At 71.5% G+C, this 16,023-nt stretch carries 20 protein-coding genes, 1 tRNA gene and 1 pseudogene; 13 read left to right on the plus strand and 9 right to left on the minus strand.

Annotated elements, in window-relative coordinates; genetic code table 11:
- Window positions 1-38: 38 nt before the first annotated feature.
- Window positions 39-251, minus strand: coding sequence for a hypothetical protein (locus ACGWYJ_RS15005; protein WP_395106577.1), 213 nt, complete (start codon window positions 249-251; stop codon window positions 39-41).
- Window positions 252-486: 235 nt separating this feature from the next.
- Between ACGWYJ_RS15005 and ACGWYJ_RS15010 the strand changes: the two genes are divergently transcribed.
- The 3 genes and pseudogenes from ACGWYJ_RS15010 to cutA form a co-directional block, all read left to right on the plus strand.
- Window positions 487-606 carry a DLW-39 family protein gene (locus ACGWYJ_RS15010; RefSeq protein WP_211245696.1) on the plus strand — a complete coding sequence of 40 codons (120 nt, stop codon included), beginning with the start codon at window positions 487-489 and terminating at the stop codon, window positions 604-606.
- Between the two features lie 69 nt (window positions 607-675).
- The gene (locus tag ACGWYJ_RS15015) at window positions 676-1,395 is read left to right on the plus strand and encodes an HAD family hydrolase (RefSeq protein WP_395106578.1); all 720 of its coding nucleotides are present in this window, start codon (window positions 676-678) and stop codon (window positions 1,393-1,395) included.
- A gap of 21 nt (window positions 1,396-1,416) precedes the next feature.
- Window positions 1,417-1,569: pseudogene (gene cutA, locus ACGWYJ_RS15020) on the plus strand (divalent cation tolerance protein CutA); the annotation flags it as partial.
- A gap of 244 nt (window positions 1,570-1,813) precedes the next feature.
- Here cutA and ACGWYJ_RS15025 read toward each other — a convergent pair.
- The gene (locus ACGWYJ_RS15025; protein ID WP_395106579.1) at window positions 1,814-2,926 is read right to left on the minus strand and encodes a helix-turn-helix domain-containing protein; all 1,113 of its coding nucleotides are present in this window, start codon (window positions 2,924-2,926) and stop codon (window positions 1,814-1,816) included.
- Window positions 2,927-3,122: 196 nt separating this feature from the next.
- Here ACGWYJ_RS15025 and ACGWYJ_RS15030 point away from each other — a divergent pair, with 196 nt between their 5' ends.
- The 4 genes from ACGWYJ_RS15030 to ACGWYJ_RS15045 all read left to right on the plus strand — a co-directional run bounded on the left by ACGWYJ_RS15030 (window position 3,123) and on the right by ACGWYJ_RS15045 (window position 5,129).
- Window positions 3,123-3,425 carry a hypothetical protein gene (locus tag ACGWYJ_RS15030; protein WP_395106580.1) on the plus strand — a complete coding sequence of 101 codons (303 nt, stop codon included), beginning with the start codon at window positions 3,123-3,125 and terminating at the stop codon, window positions 3,423-3,425.
- On the plus strand, window positions 3,422-3,736 hold the full coding sequence (locus ACGWYJ_RS15035) for a hypothetical protein (protein WP_395106581.1): 315 nt from the start codon (window positions 3,422-3,424) through the stop codon (window positions 3,734-3,736). The genes ACGWYJ_RS15030 and ACGWYJ_RS15035 overlap by 4 nt, the downstream gene beginning before the upstream one ends.
- Before the next feature lie 168 nt (window positions 3,737-3,904).
- Window positions 3,905-4,909, plus strand: a complete 1,005-nt coding sequence (hemC, locus tag ACGWYJ_RS15040; RefSeq protein WP_395106582.1) for a hydroxymethylbilane synthase — start codon at window positions 3,905-3,907, stop codon at window positions 4,907-4,909.
- Between the two features lie 147 nt (window positions 4,910-5,056).
- A tRNA-Ala gene (locus ACGWYJ_RS15045) sits at window positions 5,057-5,129 on the plus strand.
- A 152-nt stretch (window positions 5,130-5,281) separates the two neighbouring features.
- On the opposite strand, the gene ACGWYJ_RS15050 is transcribed toward ACGWYJ_RS15045, so the two are convergent.
- Window positions 5,282-5,782 (minus strand): hypothetical protein, encoded by a 501-nt coding sequence (locus ACGWYJ_RS15050; RefSeq protein WP_395106583.1) that lies wholly within the window; start codon window positions 5,780-5,782, stop codon window positions 5,282-5,284.
- Here ACGWYJ_RS15050 and ACGWYJ_RS15055 point away from each other — a divergent pair.
- Window positions 5,765-6,397: an NAD(P)-dependent alcohol dehydrogenase gene (locus ACGWYJ_RS15055; RefSeq protein ID WP_395106584.1), complete on the plus strand. Its 633-nt coding sequence runs from the start codon at window positions 5,765-5,767 to the stop codon at window positions 6,395-6,397. The two genes, ACGWYJ_RS15050 and ACGWYJ_RS15055, sit on opposite strands and share 18 nt — an antisense overlap.
- Here the strand turns inward: ACGWYJ_RS15055 and ACGWYJ_RS15060 are convergent.
- Both ACGWYJ_RS15060 and ACGWYJ_RS15065 read right to left on the minus strand, forming a co-directional pair.
- Entirely contained in the window at window positions 6,390-7,610 is a 1,221-nt protein-coding gene (locus ACGWYJ_RS15060; protein WP_395106585.1) for an erythromycin esterase family protein, read from the minus strand. The two genes, ACGWYJ_RS15055 and ACGWYJ_RS15060, sit on opposite strands and share 8 nt — an antisense overlap.
- A gap of 329 nt (window positions 7,611-7,939) precedes the next feature.
- Window positions 7,940-8,332 carry a VOC family protein gene (locus ACGWYJ_RS15065; protein WP_395106586.1) on the minus strand — a complete coding sequence of 131 codons (393 nt, stop codon included), beginning with the start codon at window positions 8,330-8,332 and terminating at the stop codon, window positions 7,940-7,942.
- Window positions 8,333-8,405: 73 nt separating this feature from the next.
- Here ACGWYJ_RS15065 and ACGWYJ_RS15070 point away from each other — a divergent pair, with 73 nt between their 5' ends.
- The 4 genes from ACGWYJ_RS15070 to ACGWYJ_RS15085 are packed head-to-tail and all read left to right on the plus strand — an operon-like array spanning window position 8,406 to window position 12,465.
- Complete coding sequence (locus ACGWYJ_RS15070) at window positions 8,406-9,197, plus strand: carotenoid biosynthesis protein (protein ID WP_395106587.1); 792 nt, start codon at window positions 8,406-8,408, stop codon at window positions 9,195-9,197.
- Entirely contained in the window at window positions 9,185-10,636 is a 1,452-nt protein-coding gene (locus ACGWYJ_RS15075) for a phytoene desaturase family protein (protein ID WP_395106588.1), read from the plus strand. Before ACGWYJ_RS15070 ends, ACGWYJ_RS15075 begins: the two co-directional genes overlap by 13 nt.
- The gene (locus ACGWYJ_RS15080) at window positions 10,633-11,724 is read left to right on the plus strand and encodes a glycosyltransferase (protein ID WP_395106589.1); all 1,092 of its coding nucleotides are present in this window, start codon (window positions 10,633-10,635) and stop codon (window positions 11,722-11,724) included. The genes ACGWYJ_RS15075 and ACGWYJ_RS15080 overlap by 4 nt, the downstream gene beginning before the upstream one ends.
- Before the next feature lie 6 nt (window positions 11,725-11,730).
- Complete coding sequence (locus ACGWYJ_RS15085) at window positions 11,731-12,465, plus strand: spheroidene monooxygenase (RefSeq protein WP_395106590.1); 735 nt, start codon at window positions 11,731-11,733, stop codon at window positions 12,463-12,465.
- A 2-nt stretch (window positions 12,466-12,467) separates the two neighbouring features.
- On the opposite strand, the gene ACGWYJ_RS15090 is transcribed toward ACGWYJ_RS15085, so the two are convergent.
- The 4 genes from ACGWYJ_RS15090 to ACGWYJ_RS15105 all read right to left on the minus strand — a co-directional run bounded on the left by ACGWYJ_RS15090 (window position 12,468) and on the right by ACGWYJ_RS15105 (window position 15,662).
- The gene (locus tag ACGWYJ_RS15090; RefSeq protein ID WP_395106591.1) at window positions 12,468-13,382 is read right to left on the minus strand and encodes a phytoene/squalene synthase family protein; all 915 of its coding nucleotides are present in this window, start codon (window positions 13,380-13,382) and stop codon (window positions 12,468-12,470) included.
- On the minus strand, window positions 13,379-14,848 hold the full coding sequence (locus tag ACGWYJ_RS15095) for a phytoene desaturase family protein (RefSeq protein ID WP_395106592.1): 1,470 nt from the start codon (window positions 14,846-14,848) through the stop codon (window positions 13,379-13,381). Before ACGWYJ_RS15095 ends, ACGWYJ_RS15090 begins: the two co-directional genes overlap by 4 nt.
- A gap of 49 nt (window positions 14,849-14,897) precedes the next feature.
- Window positions 14,898-15,191 (minus strand): hypothetical protein, encoded by a 294-nt coding sequence (locus ACGWYJ_RS15100; RefSeq protein ID WP_395106593.1) that lies wholly within the window; start codon window positions 15,189-15,191, stop codon window positions 14,898-14,900.
- Between the two features lie 108 nt (window positions 15,192-15,299).
- Entirely contained in the window at window positions 15,300-15,662 is a 363-nt protein-coding gene (locus tag ACGWYJ_RS15105; protein ID WP_395106594.1) for a hypothetical protein, read from the minus strand.
- Between the two features lie 120 nt (window positions 15,663-15,782).
- Here ACGWYJ_RS15105 and ACGWYJ_RS15110 point away from each other — a divergent pair, with 120 nt between their 5' ends.
- A complete protein-coding gene (locus ACGWYJ_RS15110; RefSeq protein WP_395106595.1) occupies window positions 15,783-16,013 on the plus strand; it encodes a DUF2945 domain-containing protein in 231 nt (76 codons plus the stop codon).
- Window positions 16,014-16,023: the final 10 nt, after the last annotated feature.

Genomic DNA, 16,023 nt, shown 5'->3' on the forward strand with positions numbered 1-16,023 from the left:
GTGACCGGAAGCGGCCGGGAACGCTCGCGGGCGGCCGTTCAGAGCCCGGCGCGCCAGAGAAGCAGGACGATCGACGCGATGATCAGCCCCGCGGTGCCCAGCGGCACCTGGTCGAGGATGATCAGCGCGGCGCAGCCGACCGCGGTCAGGGCGGCCATGAGCACCAGCGCCTTGACGCCCGTGCCGGTCTCGACCGGGGGATCCTCCAGCTCCCGTTCCCAGAGCCGGAAGTCGTCCTCTGCGCCGCCCATGGTCCGGATTATGCGGCCGGCCCGGGCGCGACGGGAGTCGGCACGCGGGCCACATGATCGGTACCGTGCGCGTCATCGATCCCCCGGATCCGCGCGTGTGGACGTTCGTCCAATGACTCGGACAGGGTGCGGGTGGTCCGGCGCGGGTTGCTAGGCTGCGGAGAGCCTGGGGGCACCGTCGCGAAAGAACGCGCCCGGGCATGACTGGACAGTCGATGTTGAAGGGGATCCCACCGTGAAGAAGCTGCTCGTTCTCGCTGTCGTCGCGCTCGGTGGCTTCGTCGTGTGGCGCAGGCTCCAGCAGGACCGTGCCGAGCTCGATCTGTGGACCGAGGCCACGTCCACCGACAGCTGACAAGGCGCCGCCATGACCCGTCGGCGCGCCCGGCCGCGGACGGGATGACGGCTTCGAGGGAGGCCCGGCGTGAACGGTGCGGAGCGGATCACGATCGCCTGCCTCGATCTCGCCGGCACCACGCTCGTCGATGGGGACGCCGTCGAGACGGCGTTCGCCGAGGCGATCGCGACCGTCGGCGTCGTCCCCGGGACGGGCGCGCACGCGCGCGCGATGTCCCGGGTCCGCGAAAGCCGTGGCCGCCAGAAGATCGACATCTTCCGGGCGCTGTTCGACGGGGACGAGGCCCGCGCGCAGGCCGCGAACCTGTCCTTTGTACGCTCCTACGACCTGGTCGTCGATCGCCGTGGCCTGACCCCCGTGCCCGGGGCCGAATCCGCGCTCGAACGGCTGGGCCGCGCCGGCGTCCGCATCTGCCTGACGACCGGTTTCAGCCGCCGCACCCTCGGCCGGATCCTGGACGCCCTCGACTGGTGGACCAGGGTCGACCTGGCGCTGTCCCCCGAAGACGGCATCGGCGTCGGCCGCGGCCGCCCGTACCCCGACCTGATCCTCACCGCGGCGCTCCGGCTGGGCGCCGACGACGTCCGGCACATCGCGGTGTGCGGCGACACCGAGAACGACATCCTGTCCGGCCGCCGCGCCGGCGCCTCGATCGTCGCGGGTGTCCTGACCGGAGCGCACGACCAGGACCGCCTCCGCGACGCGGGCGCCACCCACATCCTGGGCAGCGTGAAGGAGTTCCCCGACCTCTTCCTCCCCCTCCCAGCCACCACCGACTCCCCGTAGCCGTCCCCCACGTACGGGCGGCGGGGTGAGGTCCAAGTGGACGAGGAGTACCTGCTGCTGATCAAGGTTTCCGCCGCGCGGTACGCTGGGCTGGAGGCGCACGTGTATCGGATGCACGCCTACGGCGTCGCCGAGATCATTTCCGTGCCGATCAACGCTGGTCTGGTGTCGTACCTATGGATCAGAAGACGCAAGCTCCAGGCGCGTAGCGATGATCACCTGCCGCAACTCTCGCGCCCTCGGCTCGGCATGCAGCGCACGGCCCAGCTCGGCCAGCCGGTTCATCGCGTAGGTGGTGACGATGCCGCGTCTCGTCGGTCGCTGGTCCCGGCGAATTGGCGCGTGACTCGTCAGGATCCACCGCCTGGAGCGAAGATGCGTACAAGCGAGACCGTCATTTGCCCGATCGCCTGCAAGCTCAGCGGAGCGAGGCGGCACGGCACGCGATGCGATCCGAGCCGAGACGGTCGGCGAGCTCCGCCAATTCGTCGGCCAGCGTGGCGGCGTGGTCGTGTTCCCCGGCCTGCATATACGCGCGGGCGAGCTGGAACACGAAGTCACCAGCCCACTCCGAGTGGCGCATCTCGGCGGGAAGGTTGTTCAGCCCCTTGGTCAGCAGCTCGACAGCGTCGGCGTTGCGGTCGGGGTCGGCCCGCCCCAGGATGCGGTACGCCGTGCCGTGCTCCAGGGTGAAGAACCCGGGGGCGTAGTAGTAGTACTCCCATGGGCGGCCGTCCTCGGCGCGCTGATTCTGGGCCTCCTCTGCGGCGATGGCGGTGAGCCGGTCGACCTCGGTGGCCTGTCCAAGCAGCGCGCGGGCACGTGCCTCCTGGTATAGGTCGTAGACGCGGCCGACGGTGTCGCGCATCCGCTGCCCCGCCTGCGACAGCCCGATCATGGGGCCGATGTGCCCGCGGTGTTCGGCGACATACCCGCGCCACGACATCACCGACCCGACCATGGCCTGGTCCCCGATCTCGGTGGCCCACTCCTGCGTGGTGTTCAGGTGAGCGAGGGCTTTGCCGGTGGCGCCGACACTGGCATGCAGCCATCCGGCGAACTGCGACCACTGGGCGGCGACATCGAGCAGCGGGCGGCGGACGGGGTCGCGTGCTTCGATCACCATCTGCTCGATCGTGTTGAGCTGGGTGACGACGGCGGGGATCAGCGGCGCCGAGCCGATGCTGTCCTCTATGCGCCGCTGCGCGGCCAGGACGATCCCTAGCGACTCGACCACGGCCAAGTCCGCACCACCCGGTCTCTGGGCGGCGCGTAGGAGGCGTTCCTCGTCGTCGGGGGTCAGGTCACCGCTCGCTGCGCGCCGGAGCGGTGCGGGGTCCCGCATGCGCGCCAGGTGCCCACCGGCGTCCAAGAGATCGTCGAGCCGCTCGGCCATCTCGGGGGAAGGGACTTGCAGGTTGCGGGCGACGCGTGACAGGTAGCCGTCGTTGCAGGGGACGAGACGGGCCAAGCGTCTCTGGCTGATCCCCCGCTCAGCCATGAGCTGACGGAGTCTCCCGCCGAACGTCATCGCATCGCCCCGTTTCGCCCCGGTGCGTCCGCTGCCTGGTGCTGCCTGAGCCGGCAGGCAGCAGGCAGCGTCTTCCACGGTAACCGCCGGTGCGCTGGTGTGGGGGTGTAAGCGTGACGCCAGACGCAGGAGGCGGCCCCGGCTGGCGGGCGAACGATGGGGATCCGGGGCCTTGGCCGGAAGGTGGTTCCGACTCGTGGCGAATCCCACGAACCCCGAGAGCGCGCTTGCCGCGCTCGCCGCGCACCTGGGCACCCGACGTTTCGTGACCGACCTGCGCGCGGACGGGCTCCATGTGAAGAACCCCGAGGTGCAGGGGTGTTGTGACGGTGTCCGCCGCGCCTCGGACACCATCACCTGCCGTCCGCGTGAGGCCGACGGCGGACGACTGTGGTTCTGGACGTCCTGGGGCGAGCCGATCGCCGAGGCCGACCAGGTCATCAACGCCAGCGTGACCGTTCTGGGCAACCTGGCTCACCGGCACGGGTTGTCCCAGTGAGCCCTGAGAAGGCACGGGCGGCGGCCGAGGTGGAGCACAGGATCCCGGGGACACGCGCGTGGTTCGGCGAGCACACGGGCGCGTGGTGGGCGATGACGATCGACCGGTACGGCACAGACCGGTTGATCGAAGCCGCGGACCCGGTGGATCTCCTGCGGCGCCTGGAGGCGATCGGCGCGCACCCGGCGACACGGCCGATCCAGACCGGCACGGCGGCACGGTCGGCGCTCACACCGCCCCATGAGCGACGTGGCGTGCCTCCCCACCATCGCAGGCACGAGCGTGGATGGTTCCTCGGTGTCCGCCACTAGGAAGACGGCTACGCGAGCGCGTGTGCAGCGTCCGGCGAGCTGGCCATGCTGGTGCTGGTCCGCGCGGTCGGCCGCCGCGACACCGGCCGACGTGGGCGCTCCGCAGGGCGCCGATAGCCTCGCCAGTGGCGGTCCACCACCTTCACCTGCGACGATCAAGGACCTTCGATGACGATCATGCCGAGCGTGCCGACCGGTTCACCCGCCGAGCGGTACTTCGCGGCCCGGCTCCCGGACCGTCCGCTGAGGCTTGGCTGTCGCCGTTCTCACCTGGCCCGCGCCTACGCCCAGCGCGTCATCGACGCGCTGCACCGGGTCGCGCCCGGCCTGCCGGTGGAGCTGGTGGAGATCATCACCTCCGGAGACCGGCACAAGGGGGACCTGTCCACGCTGGGCGGCAAGGGCGCGTTCATGAAAGAGATCGACCGGGCGCTCATGCTCGGTGAGATCGACATGGCCATGCACGCCATGAAGGACGTGCCCGGCGACGTCCCGCTGCCCGAGGGTCTGGTGTTCGCCGCCTACCTGGAGCGTGAGGACGTCCGCGACTGCGTGATCTGGCGGGAGGGGTCCAAGTACGCCGGCATCGACGACCTTCCCCCGGGCGCGTCGATCGGCACCAGCGCGGTACGGCGCAAGGCCCAGATCCTCCGGCACCGCCCTGACCTCCAGGTGGAACGGTTCCGCGGCAACGTCGTCACACGCATCGCCAAGCTCGACGAAAGCGACCACCTGGAGGGGATCGTGCTGTCGCGTACCGGCGTGGTGAACGTCGGGATGGACCATCGGATCGGGCAGGTCTTCTCCATGGACGAGATGTGCCCGGCGGTCGGCGCCGGGGTGGTGGGTGTGCAGTGCCGAAGGGCGGATGAGGGCATGGTGGAGCTGCTCGGGCTCATCGACCACGCCGAGACCCGTGTCCACGTCACCGCCGAGCGCACGATGCTGCACGGCCTGCAAGGGCACTGCAACTCCCCGATCGCAGGGCACTGCCGCACCACCGAGGACGGGCAGTTGTCCCTGATCGGGATGGTGTTCACGCGGGAGGGTGCGCATTTCGCGTACGCGCAGGAGTGGGACACTAGGGACCGTGCGTTCGAGCTGGGCGCGTACGTGGCCGGGGTGCTCAACCGCAAGGGCGCCCGCGACATCATCGCCGGGATCCCGCACTAGGCATGCCGAACGGGCCTCCGAGGGGGCGGATGGGCGCCGTGCTCCACCCGGCGGCCCGCTCGGGAAATCCTGTGCTGTCCCAACGGTGTACGATCGGACCCGATTACGCCGATCCGGCGTACCCGCAGGTCAAACATCTACAGACCAGGGGCCATAGCTCAGTTGGTAGAGCACCGGCTTTGCAAGCCGGGTGTCAGGGGTTCGAATCCCCTTGGCTCCACCCACCCAACAGCCCAGGCAGAAGTACGTTGCTTCCGCCCGGCCTTCGGTCTCTCAGGACGCCTTCCCCGCGCCTTCGTGCCCGTAGCGTGCCCGATTCGCTCCTGCTGATCTTCTTGCGCCCCCTGCGGGGGCTGTGCCGGGTGGGGTCGGTCACCGCTTGGCGAGTTCGGTGAGTAGGGCGCTGGTCGTTGCGTCGGCCGGTAGGAACGCCTCAAGTCGTAGTTCGGCGATGGTGACGTCGGTGGCGGTGCCGAAGTGGGTGAGGGTGGTGAAGAGCGTCAGCTCGCGGTCGTCGTCCGGATCTTCTGCGCGGAGGCGCAGCGGTACGGCGAAGCCGAGGTGGTCCGGTGAATCCCGCGGACGCGGTGGCGCCAGGTGGATGAGCTCCGACGCCAGGTTTCCGAGTTGGTCGTCCGGGTTTCGCGCGCTCTCGGCCTGGATGCTGTCGATGATGTGCCATGCCCACTCGTCGAGGTTGACGATGCGTGGCGGGTGCGTCCGGGCGACCGCGTCACCGCCGCACTGTTCCCGGAATGGCTGGACGGCCCCCTGGACCGGGCATACCTGCCGCAGTTGGGCGGCTCGCTCGACGGAATGCTGACCGAGGTGGCCATCCTGCCGGAGCAGTCTCTCGTGCCCATCCCCGACCATCTCTCCTACGCCGAGGCGGCGACTCTTCCCTGCGCCGCCGTCACCGCGTGGAACGCCCTGACCGGAGACGGCCGCGGGGTCCAGCCCGGACAGACCGTGCTGGCCACCGGTTCCGGTGGCGTGTCACTGTTCGCCCTCCAGTTCGCCAAGCTCCTGGGCGCGAAGGTGATCGTCACAACGGGCCGCCAGGACAAGGAACAGCGCCTTCGCGATCTGGGTGCCGACGAGGTCGTCAACTACCGCGATACCCCGCAATGGCACAGCGCCGTCCGCGAACTCACCGCCGGGCGAGGGGCCGACCGCGTCGTCGACACCGCCGGGACGCTGGAGCGGTCGCTGAAGTCGGTCGCCGTCGACGGGCACATCGCCTTCGTCGGGTCCGTCTCCGGCGACTGGCCACCGATCGACCCCCGTCTGCTGTTCGGCGCCGCCGCTACGGTCCGGGCGCTGGCCGTCGGCAGCCGCGCCCAGTTCACCCGCATGAACGAGGCCATCACCGCGTCCAGGCTTCGACCGGTCATCAACCGGGAGTTCGCCTTCGAGGAAGCCGCCGAGGCCTTCCGGTACTACGAGTCGGCCGGCCCGTTCGGCAAGGTGATCATCAGAATCAGGTAGTCCCCGGCCGACTGTCCTGGGGCGGATCCGCGGCCTGTTGATCGGGGGTGACCGGGTCCAGCTTGGTGGCGTGTTTGAGGAAGAGGATGCCGTCGATGGTGTCGAGGGCGGCCGGGTCCAGTGGGATGTAGGCGAAATCGCGGGAGACGCGCTGGGTGGGCTCGGTGACGGCCTTGGCCAGGTGGCGGGCGTCGACGAGGGCGTGGTCCCACGGGAGTGCGGACAGGATGCCTTCGACGGTGTCCGCGGCCGGGGTGTCGTCGCCGACCCTGCCTAGGGCGGAGGCGAGGAACGTGTAGGCGTCGCCCAAGTGCGCCTTGGTGATGGCTCCTGCGCTCCACCATTCCAGTCGCCGGTCGCCGAACTCCATGGAGCTCGGTTTCGGCTGGAGGTGGAGGTTGTGGGCGGAGATCAGGGCCGGGCCCTGCTCGGCGATGGCGCGCAGGTTGGCGGCCATCATCGCGTCTCGCAGGGCCGACAGGTGGTTCCAGCGTGCCGGGGACGTGTCGGCCATCCGGGAGTGGTAGCGGAGCAGCCCGACCGCCGTGCGTGCGTACAGTGCGGCCCGCTCCCTGTCCCTCGCGTTGAGCCGTGGCGCCTGGGTTTCGAGCAGTGCCACCAGGTCGTCGGCGATCAGCCGGAGCCGCCGGGCGTCGGGGGAACGGCCGATCGACCGGGACGGGTCCATGACCGTGGCCTCGTCCTTCCAACGGTCGTCCGGGCCGAGCAGCGCGTCGAGGGTTTCCCTGGTGCAGGGGAGCGGGCCGTCGAGGAGGTCGTAGAGGGCGGTGAGCGCCTGGCGCGGGCTCTCGGCCCAGTACTCCAGGGGTCCGTCGAAGCCGTAGAAGCGGAGCTTGGTCTCGTGCTCCCGGTTGTAGGCGCGCATCCAGCGGACGAGGTCGCGGTTGGCCGGGATCGTGCCGAAGCGGTGGCTGAAGCCGCGTTCCATGACGTCATCGAGCGAGCCCGCGCCCGTCGCGATGTGGTCGTCCACGACGAGGGCTCTCAGGCAGTCGCTCTCGATGGCGAACGACCGGTAGCCCTCGTGCTCGACCAGATGCCGGAAGATCTCGTTGCGCAGTTCGCCCAGGTCTCCGACGAAGTGCCTGGCCTCGCCCAGGCCGAGCAGCAGCGGCCTGGCGGGCAGCGATCGCAGGAACGCCGAGACGCCCGCACCGCCGTCGAGGGGCCGGGCGGTGTCCGTGATGTCCATACCTTGAACGGTATCGTTGAACTACCGGCGTAAACTTCGCCGCGAAAATAGCTGCTCAGAGCGTGGAAACCTTCAATCGGGGATGCGTCTCTGCACGCGCAGGCCCCGCGCGCGTTCCTCGCCCTCGCCTCCGGGCACGGTCACCGGACGGCCGCGTCGATCATGCAGGCGGTCAACCGGGGCGCCGTCGAGGACGCGCTGCGGCTGGTCGACGAGAGCCACGGCGATCGAGCAGGTCCGTTCCGCCGGAGGCGTCGCCCCGCTGGAGTCGGCCCTGCGTGACTGGCATGCCCGCCTGTCCGCCCGCGCACGATGAGGCCGGGCACACGTCACGCGGGACCGAGAAGATCCCAACGATTACCGGCGATGTCCAGGAACACGGCGACGCGGCCGTATTCTTCCGTGCGGGGCGAAGTGGCGAATTCGACCCCGGCGGCCGTCATGCGTTCATAGGCGGCGTCGAAGTCGTCCACTTCGAGAAAGAACCCGACACGGCCCGCGACCTGGTTGCCGACGGCGCCGGCCTGGCGTTCACCGTCCGCCCGCGCGAGCAGGACGCCGGTCTCCGCCCCTGGCGGTCGCACGACGACCCATCGTTTCGGACGGCCGTCGTTGGTCAGTGACGGCGAGTCCTCGACCAGCTCGAACCCGAGCGCCCCGACGAAGAACCCGATCGCCTCGTCATAGTCGTCCACCACGATCGTGACCAGTCCAATCCGCACCGCCTGACGGTAACCGACCGGAGCACGCCGGAAGGGGTGCATCCGTGACGACGGCTTGGTGCGAAGGCCGTGTATGGGGCAGGTGCGAGGGCGCTGGGCCGCGCGGCGTGTGGGCGGCGCCGGTCGGCGGGCAGGGGCCTGGGTGCTCGCGGGGGCCGGTTTCCTGGGCGCGATGGTGGTGGCCCAGGTCGTGTCGGGTCTGCGACCTGAGCCGATCCGGTTGACGAGCGTCGTCGTGGTGCTGCTGGCGGCGAGCGCCGTAGCGTTCGCCGTGGGACGGGACGGGTCCCGCGCGGTCGGAGCCTTCTGTGCGGCGGTGGGCATCGGGTACGCGGCCGAATGGATCGGTGTCCGTACGGGTGTTCCGTTCGGGACGTACTCCTATACATCGCTGTTGCGGCCTCAGCCGGGCGGTGTGCCGGTGATCGTTGCGGTGGCGTGGGGCGGCATGGGGCTGGCCGCGCACGCCGTCGCCACCGCGATCGTCCCGGAGAGCGGGCCCAGGCGGTGGGCGGCGGGGGCGCTGGCGTTGACGGCGTGGGATCTGTTCCTGGATCCGCAGATGCTCCGGCTGGGCCTGTGGACATGGGCGGACGGCGGGCCGTACCGAGGCGTCCCGATCAGCAACTTCGCGGGATGGCTGGCGGTGTCGCTGCTGGTCATGGCGGCGATCGACATGATCGTGGGGCGGGCGGAGAGGATCCCGTCCGGGGGGCTCGTCGCGATCTACGGGGTGATGGCGGTGATGGAGACGGTGGCGTTCTCGGCGGTGTTCGAGCCGCCGGACCGGGTGGTGGCCGCGTTCGGCGGGACGGCCATGGGGGCGTTCGCCGTCCTGGCGTGGAGGCGCCGATGGCCGAGGTGATCGTCGTCGGTGGCGGCGGCGGTGGGATGGTCGCCGCGCTGCTGCTGGCACGGCGCGGCCACCGGGTCAGGCTGTACGAACGGCTGGACCGGCTCGGCGGGAAGCTCGCCGAGCGCCGGCGTGACGGGTTCACCTTTTCGCTGGGGCCGTCGCTGCTGACCCTCCCGGAGATCTTCCGGGAGCTGGGCGTCGCACGCGAGTTTGTGGAGTTGGACGAGCTGTGCCGCTACCGCTTCGCCGACGGGTCCGAGCTGCGCGCCTACAGCGATCCGGATCGGATGGCGGTGGAGGTCGAGCGGCTGGCCCCTGGTGAGGGGGCGGCCTGGCGCGCCTTCTACCGGTGGGCGGTGCACTGCCTGGAGGCGTCCCGGCGGACGTTCTTCACCGCGCCACGGGGCCACCGGCCCGAGCAGGCGCGGATCGGCGACCTCCTCGCGATCGCGCCGGGCCGGACGCTGGACGGCCTGGCGCGCCGGTTCTTCCGCGACCCGAGGCTGCGGCAGTACGTCGGCCGGTACGCCACCTACGCGGGGTCGAGCCCGTATCGGGCACCGGCCGCGCTCGGCTGTATCCCGGCGATCGAGCACGGCGACGGTGGCTGGTACGTGCCGGGCGGCCTCCGCCGGCTCGCCGACGACCTGACCCGCCTGCTGGCCGAGGCCGGGGTCGACGTCCACACCGGCGTGGAGGTGGCGGAGGTGATCGCCGACCGGTCGGCGGTGTCCGGCGTGGCGCTGGCGTCCGGGGAACGGGTGAGCGCGGACGCGGTGGTGGTGAACGCCGACGCCGCCGCCCTGTACGGCAGGCTGCTGCCGGATCGGCGCAGGATGCGCCGGATCGCCAGGCTGGGCCCGTCCACGTCGGCGTTCCTGCTGCTCGCGGGTGTGGAGGGACGCACGGAGGGGCTGCCGCACCATTCCATCGCCTTCTCAGCCGACTACCGGCGGGAGTTCCGCGACCTCTTCGAGCGCGGGGTGCCGCCGGAGGACCCGACGATCTCCATCGGCTGCTCCGCGGTGGACGACCCATCCCAGGCACCGGCCGGGGCGGAGAACTGGGTGCTGCTGGTGAACGTCCCGGCGGGTGATCCGGGCCGCTGGCCGATCCCTCCGGACGCGTACCGCGATCTGGTGCTGGAACGGCTGGCACGCCACGGGCACGACCTGTCGGGGCGGCTGCGGTTCGTGGAGTCGTTCACCCCCGCCGACCTGCGCGACCGGTACGGCGCGTGGGGCGGCGCGGTCTACGGGACGGCCTACCGGGGCGTGCTCGCGCCGTTCCGCAGGCCGGGCAACCGGGGTCCGCGGCGCGGGCTGTACCTGGTGGGCGGGTCGGCGCATCCGGGCGGCGGCCTGCCGCTGGTCGCGATGGGCGGCCGGATCGTCGCCTCGCTCGTCGAGAGGGACTTCCCGGTGCGGACGGGCGTGCGGTCCCCATGAGGTGGCTGACGCCGTTCCAGGCGGTGGCGGCCGGGGTGGTCGCGGCCCGGCTGGCGCGTGGCCGGGACCGTCCCGCTCCTCTCGTTCCCGGGGTCTCCGCCCCGCCGCCGGAGCCGGTCTCGGTGGTCGTCCCGGCCCGTGACGAGGAGCCGAGGATCGAGGGCTGCCTGCGGCCGCTGCTCGCGGACCCCGAGGTGTCCGAGGTGATCATCGTGGACGACGAGTCGCGGGACGGCACGGCACGGCTGGCGGCACGGCTGGGCGCCCGGGTCGTCCACGGGACGCCGCCGCCGGACGGCTGGGTCGGCAAGCAGTGGGCCCTCCAGCAGGGAGTGCGCGCCGCCGAGGGACCGATCGTGGTGCTGCTGGACGCCGACACGCGCCCGAAGCCGGGCCTGTGCGCGGAACTCGTGGCGCTGCTCGACGATTTCGACCTGGTGTCGGCCGGGCCTCGATTCGTGTGCGACGGGGTGGCCGAGCAGGCGTTGCACGCCTCGCTGCTAGCCGGTCTGGTCTACCGGTTCGGGCCGATCGGCGTGGACACCGGGCGGTCTCGTCGGCTCCTGGTGAACGGCCAGTGCATGGCGTTCCGGAAGGCCCCGATGTTGGAGGCGGACGGGTTCGCGCGGGCCCGCGGCCACTTCGCCGACGATGTCGCTCTCGGCCGCCTGCTGGCGGGGGACGGCTGGCGGGTCGCCTTCCGTGACGCCGGTGCCCTGCTGGAAGTGGACATGCACGAGTCGGTCGCCGATGTGTGGCGCGAGTGGGGCCGGACGATCTCCCTGCGGGAGGTCACCGGGAACGGTGCGATGGCGGCCGATCTCGCGGTCGTCTGGCTGACCCTCGCCCTGCCCGTGCTGCGGTTGGCGGCGGGCCGCCCGACACCGCTGGACCTCGTCCTGCTCGTCCAGCGGCTTCTCGTGTCGGCGGCCCTGCGCGGCAGTTACGCGCGTCCGGGCGTGGGCCTGGCGATCTCGCCGTTGTCCGACGTGCCTGCGGCGGTGCGGCTGACATGGTCGGTGCTGCGTCCGGCGCGCACCTGGCGTGCGCGCACGTACGGCCGTCCGATGACGGCGTCGCGCGGGTAGCCGCCGATGGCCGCGCCGGGTAGGGAAGCCGCCGATAACAGGGTCATCGCCTCGTTCCATCTCATCCGGTACGCGGGTGTGGGCGCCATGCGGCACATGGCGTTCGACCGGCCGCTGCTGCGCGGCACCGCTGGGCTGTCGTTCTGGCGCCTGCTGGGCACGGGCCGCGGCCGGTCGATGACCCTGGGCGCCGACCTGCGGCGCTGGGCGCTGTTCGCCGTGTGGGACGGGGAGCCCGCGCTGGAGGAGTTCCTTGCGCGCTCGCCGGTGGCCGGACGGTGGCGCGAGGAGGCCGAAGAGTCGTGGCATGTCCGGCTCGTACCGCTCGGCTCGCGTGGCCGGTGGGGCGGACGGGATCCCTTCGCGGCGGCCGAACCCGTCAGGTCGTCCGGGAACGGGCCTGTGGCCGTGCTGACCAGGGCGTCCATCCGTCCCGGCAGGCTGATGGCCTTCTACCGGTCGGTTCCCGGCGTGAACCGGCGGTTGCACCGTCAGGAGGGCTGCCTGGCCTCGATCGGGATCGGGGAATGGCCACTGGCCCGGCAGGCGACCTTCTCGCTGTGGGAGGACGAGGCCGCCGTCACACGGTTCGCCTACCGCACGGACGAGCACCTCACCGTCATCGGACGGGTGCGCGGCGAGGACTGGTACGCCGAGGAGCTGTTCGCTCGTTTCGTCCCGTACGCGAGCCAGGGGACCTGGGACGGGCAGGACCCGCTGCACACCCCCATCGCGGAGTGATCCTACGGAAGCGCGGCGGCGGGCCGCCGCCGCTCGGCGTGGCCCGCGGCCCAGGCGGCCACCAGATGCCGTGTGAAGATCGCGGCCCGGCGGCGGCGTGGCACCCGCGCCCGCCCGGTCAGCACATCGTGACCCGCCAGGGCGATCTCGTCCAGGATGCCGCCGTACAGCTCGTACGCGGCGCGGATGCAGGGACGGGAGGACGGTGCCAGCAGCTCGATGCCATCGAGGGCGCGGCGGTAGTGGTCGCGGGCGCGTTCGGCCTCGAACGCCACCAGGTCGCGCAGTGCCGGTGCCGGGGTGCCCCGGCGCAGGTCGTCCTCGGTGACCCCGAACTTGGCGAGGTCCTCCTGCGGCAGGTAGACGCGGCCACGGGCCAGGTCCTCGGTGACGTCCCGCAGGAAGTTGGTCAGCTGGAACGCCCGTCCCAGTTCGCGGGCGGGCTTGCGGGCCGGCCGTCCAGCACCGGGCATCGTCTCCAGGATGGGCAGCATCATCAGCCCGATCGCGGCGGCCGAACCCTCCATGTACACCATCAGGTCGCCGTACGTGCCGTACCGGGTGACGGTGAGGTCGGCGCGCATGGACCGCAGGAAGGCGTCGAGGTCGGTCCGCTCGATGCCGAAGGAGCGGACGGTGTGCACGAAGGCGGGCAGCACCGGGTCCCTGACCGTCTCGCCTGCCAGGCCCGCGTTCAGCCGCCCGGTCACCTCGTCGAGCGCGCAGGCCCGCCCGTCGGCGTCGGCGGCCGACTCGCCGCAGGCGTCGACGATGTCGTCCACATGACGGGTGAACCCGTACAGGGCGTGCACATGCCTGCGCTTCCAGGCCGGCAGCAGCAGGGTGGCCAGGTAGAACGAGCGTCCGTGGCGGGCGTTGATGCGGCGGCAGTGCTCATAGCTCGCGGTCAGCGTCATCGGCTGCCTTCCAGGATGCGGGTGGCGGCGAGTCGTCCGGAGATCAGAGCCGGTGGGACGCCCACACCGGGCGCGGTGTACATCCCGGCGAAGTGCAGGCCGGGGACGCGGCGGCTGCGACCGGTCGGCCGGAACCAGGCCGTCTGGGAGAACCGGTGGTCGAGCGCGAACGGCGTACCGGCGGAATGGCCCAGGCGGGACCAGACCCGCGGGTCGAAGGTCCGCCGGGGTGCCTCCGACAGGTCGCCGTACCCCAGATCCGCCAGGCGGCCGAGCAGGCGCCGCTCCAGTCGCGGCGCGAGACGGTCCCAGTCGGCTCCGCTCTCCAGGTTCGGGGCGGGTTCCAGGACGCTCAACGTGCAATGGCCGGGCGGCGCCATGATGCCGTCCGGCTCGGGGCAGGTGACCAGCAGGCTCGGGTCGGGCTGCGGGCGTCCGGCGGTCAGCGCCGAGAAGGTGCCGGCCCACTCCCGGCCGAAGTGCAGCGTGTGGTGCGCCTGACCGGGCGGCCGGTGGTCGAGCCCGAAGTGCATGACCAGGCAGGACGGCGAGTAGCGCGGACGGCGCAGCCGCCAGTCGCCCGCCGCGCCGGGCAGCAGCCCCTGGTGGGCCCGCGCCAGGTCGCAGGCGACCACGACCGCCCCGGCCGCGAGCCGTTCGCCGCCGTCCAGCCGTACCGCCGTCACCCCGGAGGAGTCCGTCTCGACCTGCTCGGCGCGCACGCCGTACCTGAACGCGGCGCCCGCCTTCTCGGCGACGGTGGCCAGGGTCCGCGGGACGGCGTGCATGCCGCCGGACGCCGGGAAGTACACCCCGCCGACGGTGTCCATGTGCGCGACGACCGCGTAGATGGCCAGCGCCTTGCCGGGAGGAAGCCCGACATACAGCGACTGGAACGTGTGCGCCCTGATGAGCCGCTCGTCGGTCAGCCGGCCCGCCACGAACCGGTCCAGACGCCGGAACCCGCCCGCCGCCGCCAGCCTGAGCAGCGCGAACGGGCGGGCCATGCTCCGCAGACGGGTCATGTCCGCGTCGATGAACGACGACCACTCGGCCTCGAACATCGCCTCCAGCCGGCGCCGGAACCGCAGGTAGCGGGCCGCCTCGTCCGGCCCGCACAGCGCGCGCACGTTCTCGGCCATCCGCTGCGCGCCCGCCACCACGTCCAGCCGTGAACCGTCGTGGAACGACAACCGGTAGAAGGGGTCGAGGCGCCGCAGCGGCAGCAGGTTCTCCAGATCCTCGCCCGCCGCGCCGCACGTGTCCGCCAGCACCTCCGGCATGGTCAGCACCGAAGGGCCGGTATCGAACCGGTAGCGCCCGGTCTGCGCGGATCCGCAGCATCCCCCTGGCTCGTCGCGTGCCTCGACCACCACGACCTCGCGGCCGCGCGCCGCCAGGTGGATCGCCGCCGACAGCCCGGCCAGACCCGCCCCGATCACGACGACCGGACCGTTCCCCGCCATCAGCGCCCGCCGGCATGTCGGGGGCGCGTCCCGGCCGTGGTCCGGGCGATCACCGCATGGCGGCGGATGGCTGCGCGGCGCCCCTTTCCTGGACCGGGGTGTACCGCTCGGACGTCTGATCCGCCTCGTCCCGCATCTCCTCCGCGCGGAGGGCGAGACCCATGGCGAAGAACGTCGGGGCCCATTCGCCGATGAAGATGCCCCATCGGTCGGCGCGGTCCAGGCCCGCCTCCTCAAGGCGCTTGGACGCCAGCCAGGAGGCGAACGCCAGACCGACGGAGACGGTGCCCGCCGTGTACATGATGTTGGATTTGATACCCATCTTGTGCAGTGAGCTGATCATTGTTCCCCCCTTGGTCGGTCCGGCCCCTACCCTCCTCTGACCTGCACAAAAGCGCTTCTGAAGCGATTTTGCCTGCCATGCACCATTTCGATGGCGCAGGCCCGGCGGCTATCGCGCGACCGCCGACACCTCCCGCAACCGGAGCGCGGCCAGGTCCGGGTCTGCGAGGGTGAGGGTCAACCCGGGATGGCGTATCCGGCCGGCCGGCTCGATGCCCGCGACCGGCTCATGGAAGCGGATGCAGACGCCCCGTGCGGCGTTCGTGCCGAACGTGAGCCCGCGGTCGGCCATCGACAAGCGTGGGCCGATCGCCTTCCAGAAGCTGTACGGCCCGGTGAGCTCGGCACCGGCCACGTTGTCCAGAGTCGTCCGTACCGTCCACGGGCCGAAATGGACCTCCAGCCGGGACGGGCCCAGCATGAGCCGGCAGTTGTCCGGCCGGATGCCCAGCAGCGCCAGCGGGCGGGCCATGCGGCGGTCGAAGGCGAACTCAAAACATTCGGCAGCGGATTCCGAAGGCACCCCAATCCCCCCTTTGACCGGGTATTTCATGGTGACTACCCATGCCTGCGGGCGGGTACCGCGACGTACATGGGAAACCAGGAGGAACCCGCCGTGGGCGACAAGGTCACCTGGCGCAGCCACGGCTCCACGGTCGAGGGCCGGGTGGAGAAGAAGATCACCGACCGGCGCCGGGAGGCGGGCCGCACCGTCGCGGCCTCGCCCGAGGAACCCCAGTACCTCGTCCGCAGCGACAAGAGCGGCAGGACGGCCGTCCACAAGGGCTCGGCGCTGCGCAGGCTGCCGGACGACTCGGCGTGACCCCGGATCC

The sequence above is a fragment of the Actinomadura sp. SCN-SB genome, from assembly GCF_043906805.1.
In the GTDB taxonomy this organism is placed as follows: domain Bacteria; phylum Actinomycetota; class Actinomycetes; order Streptosporangiales; family Streptosporangiaceae; genus Spirillospora.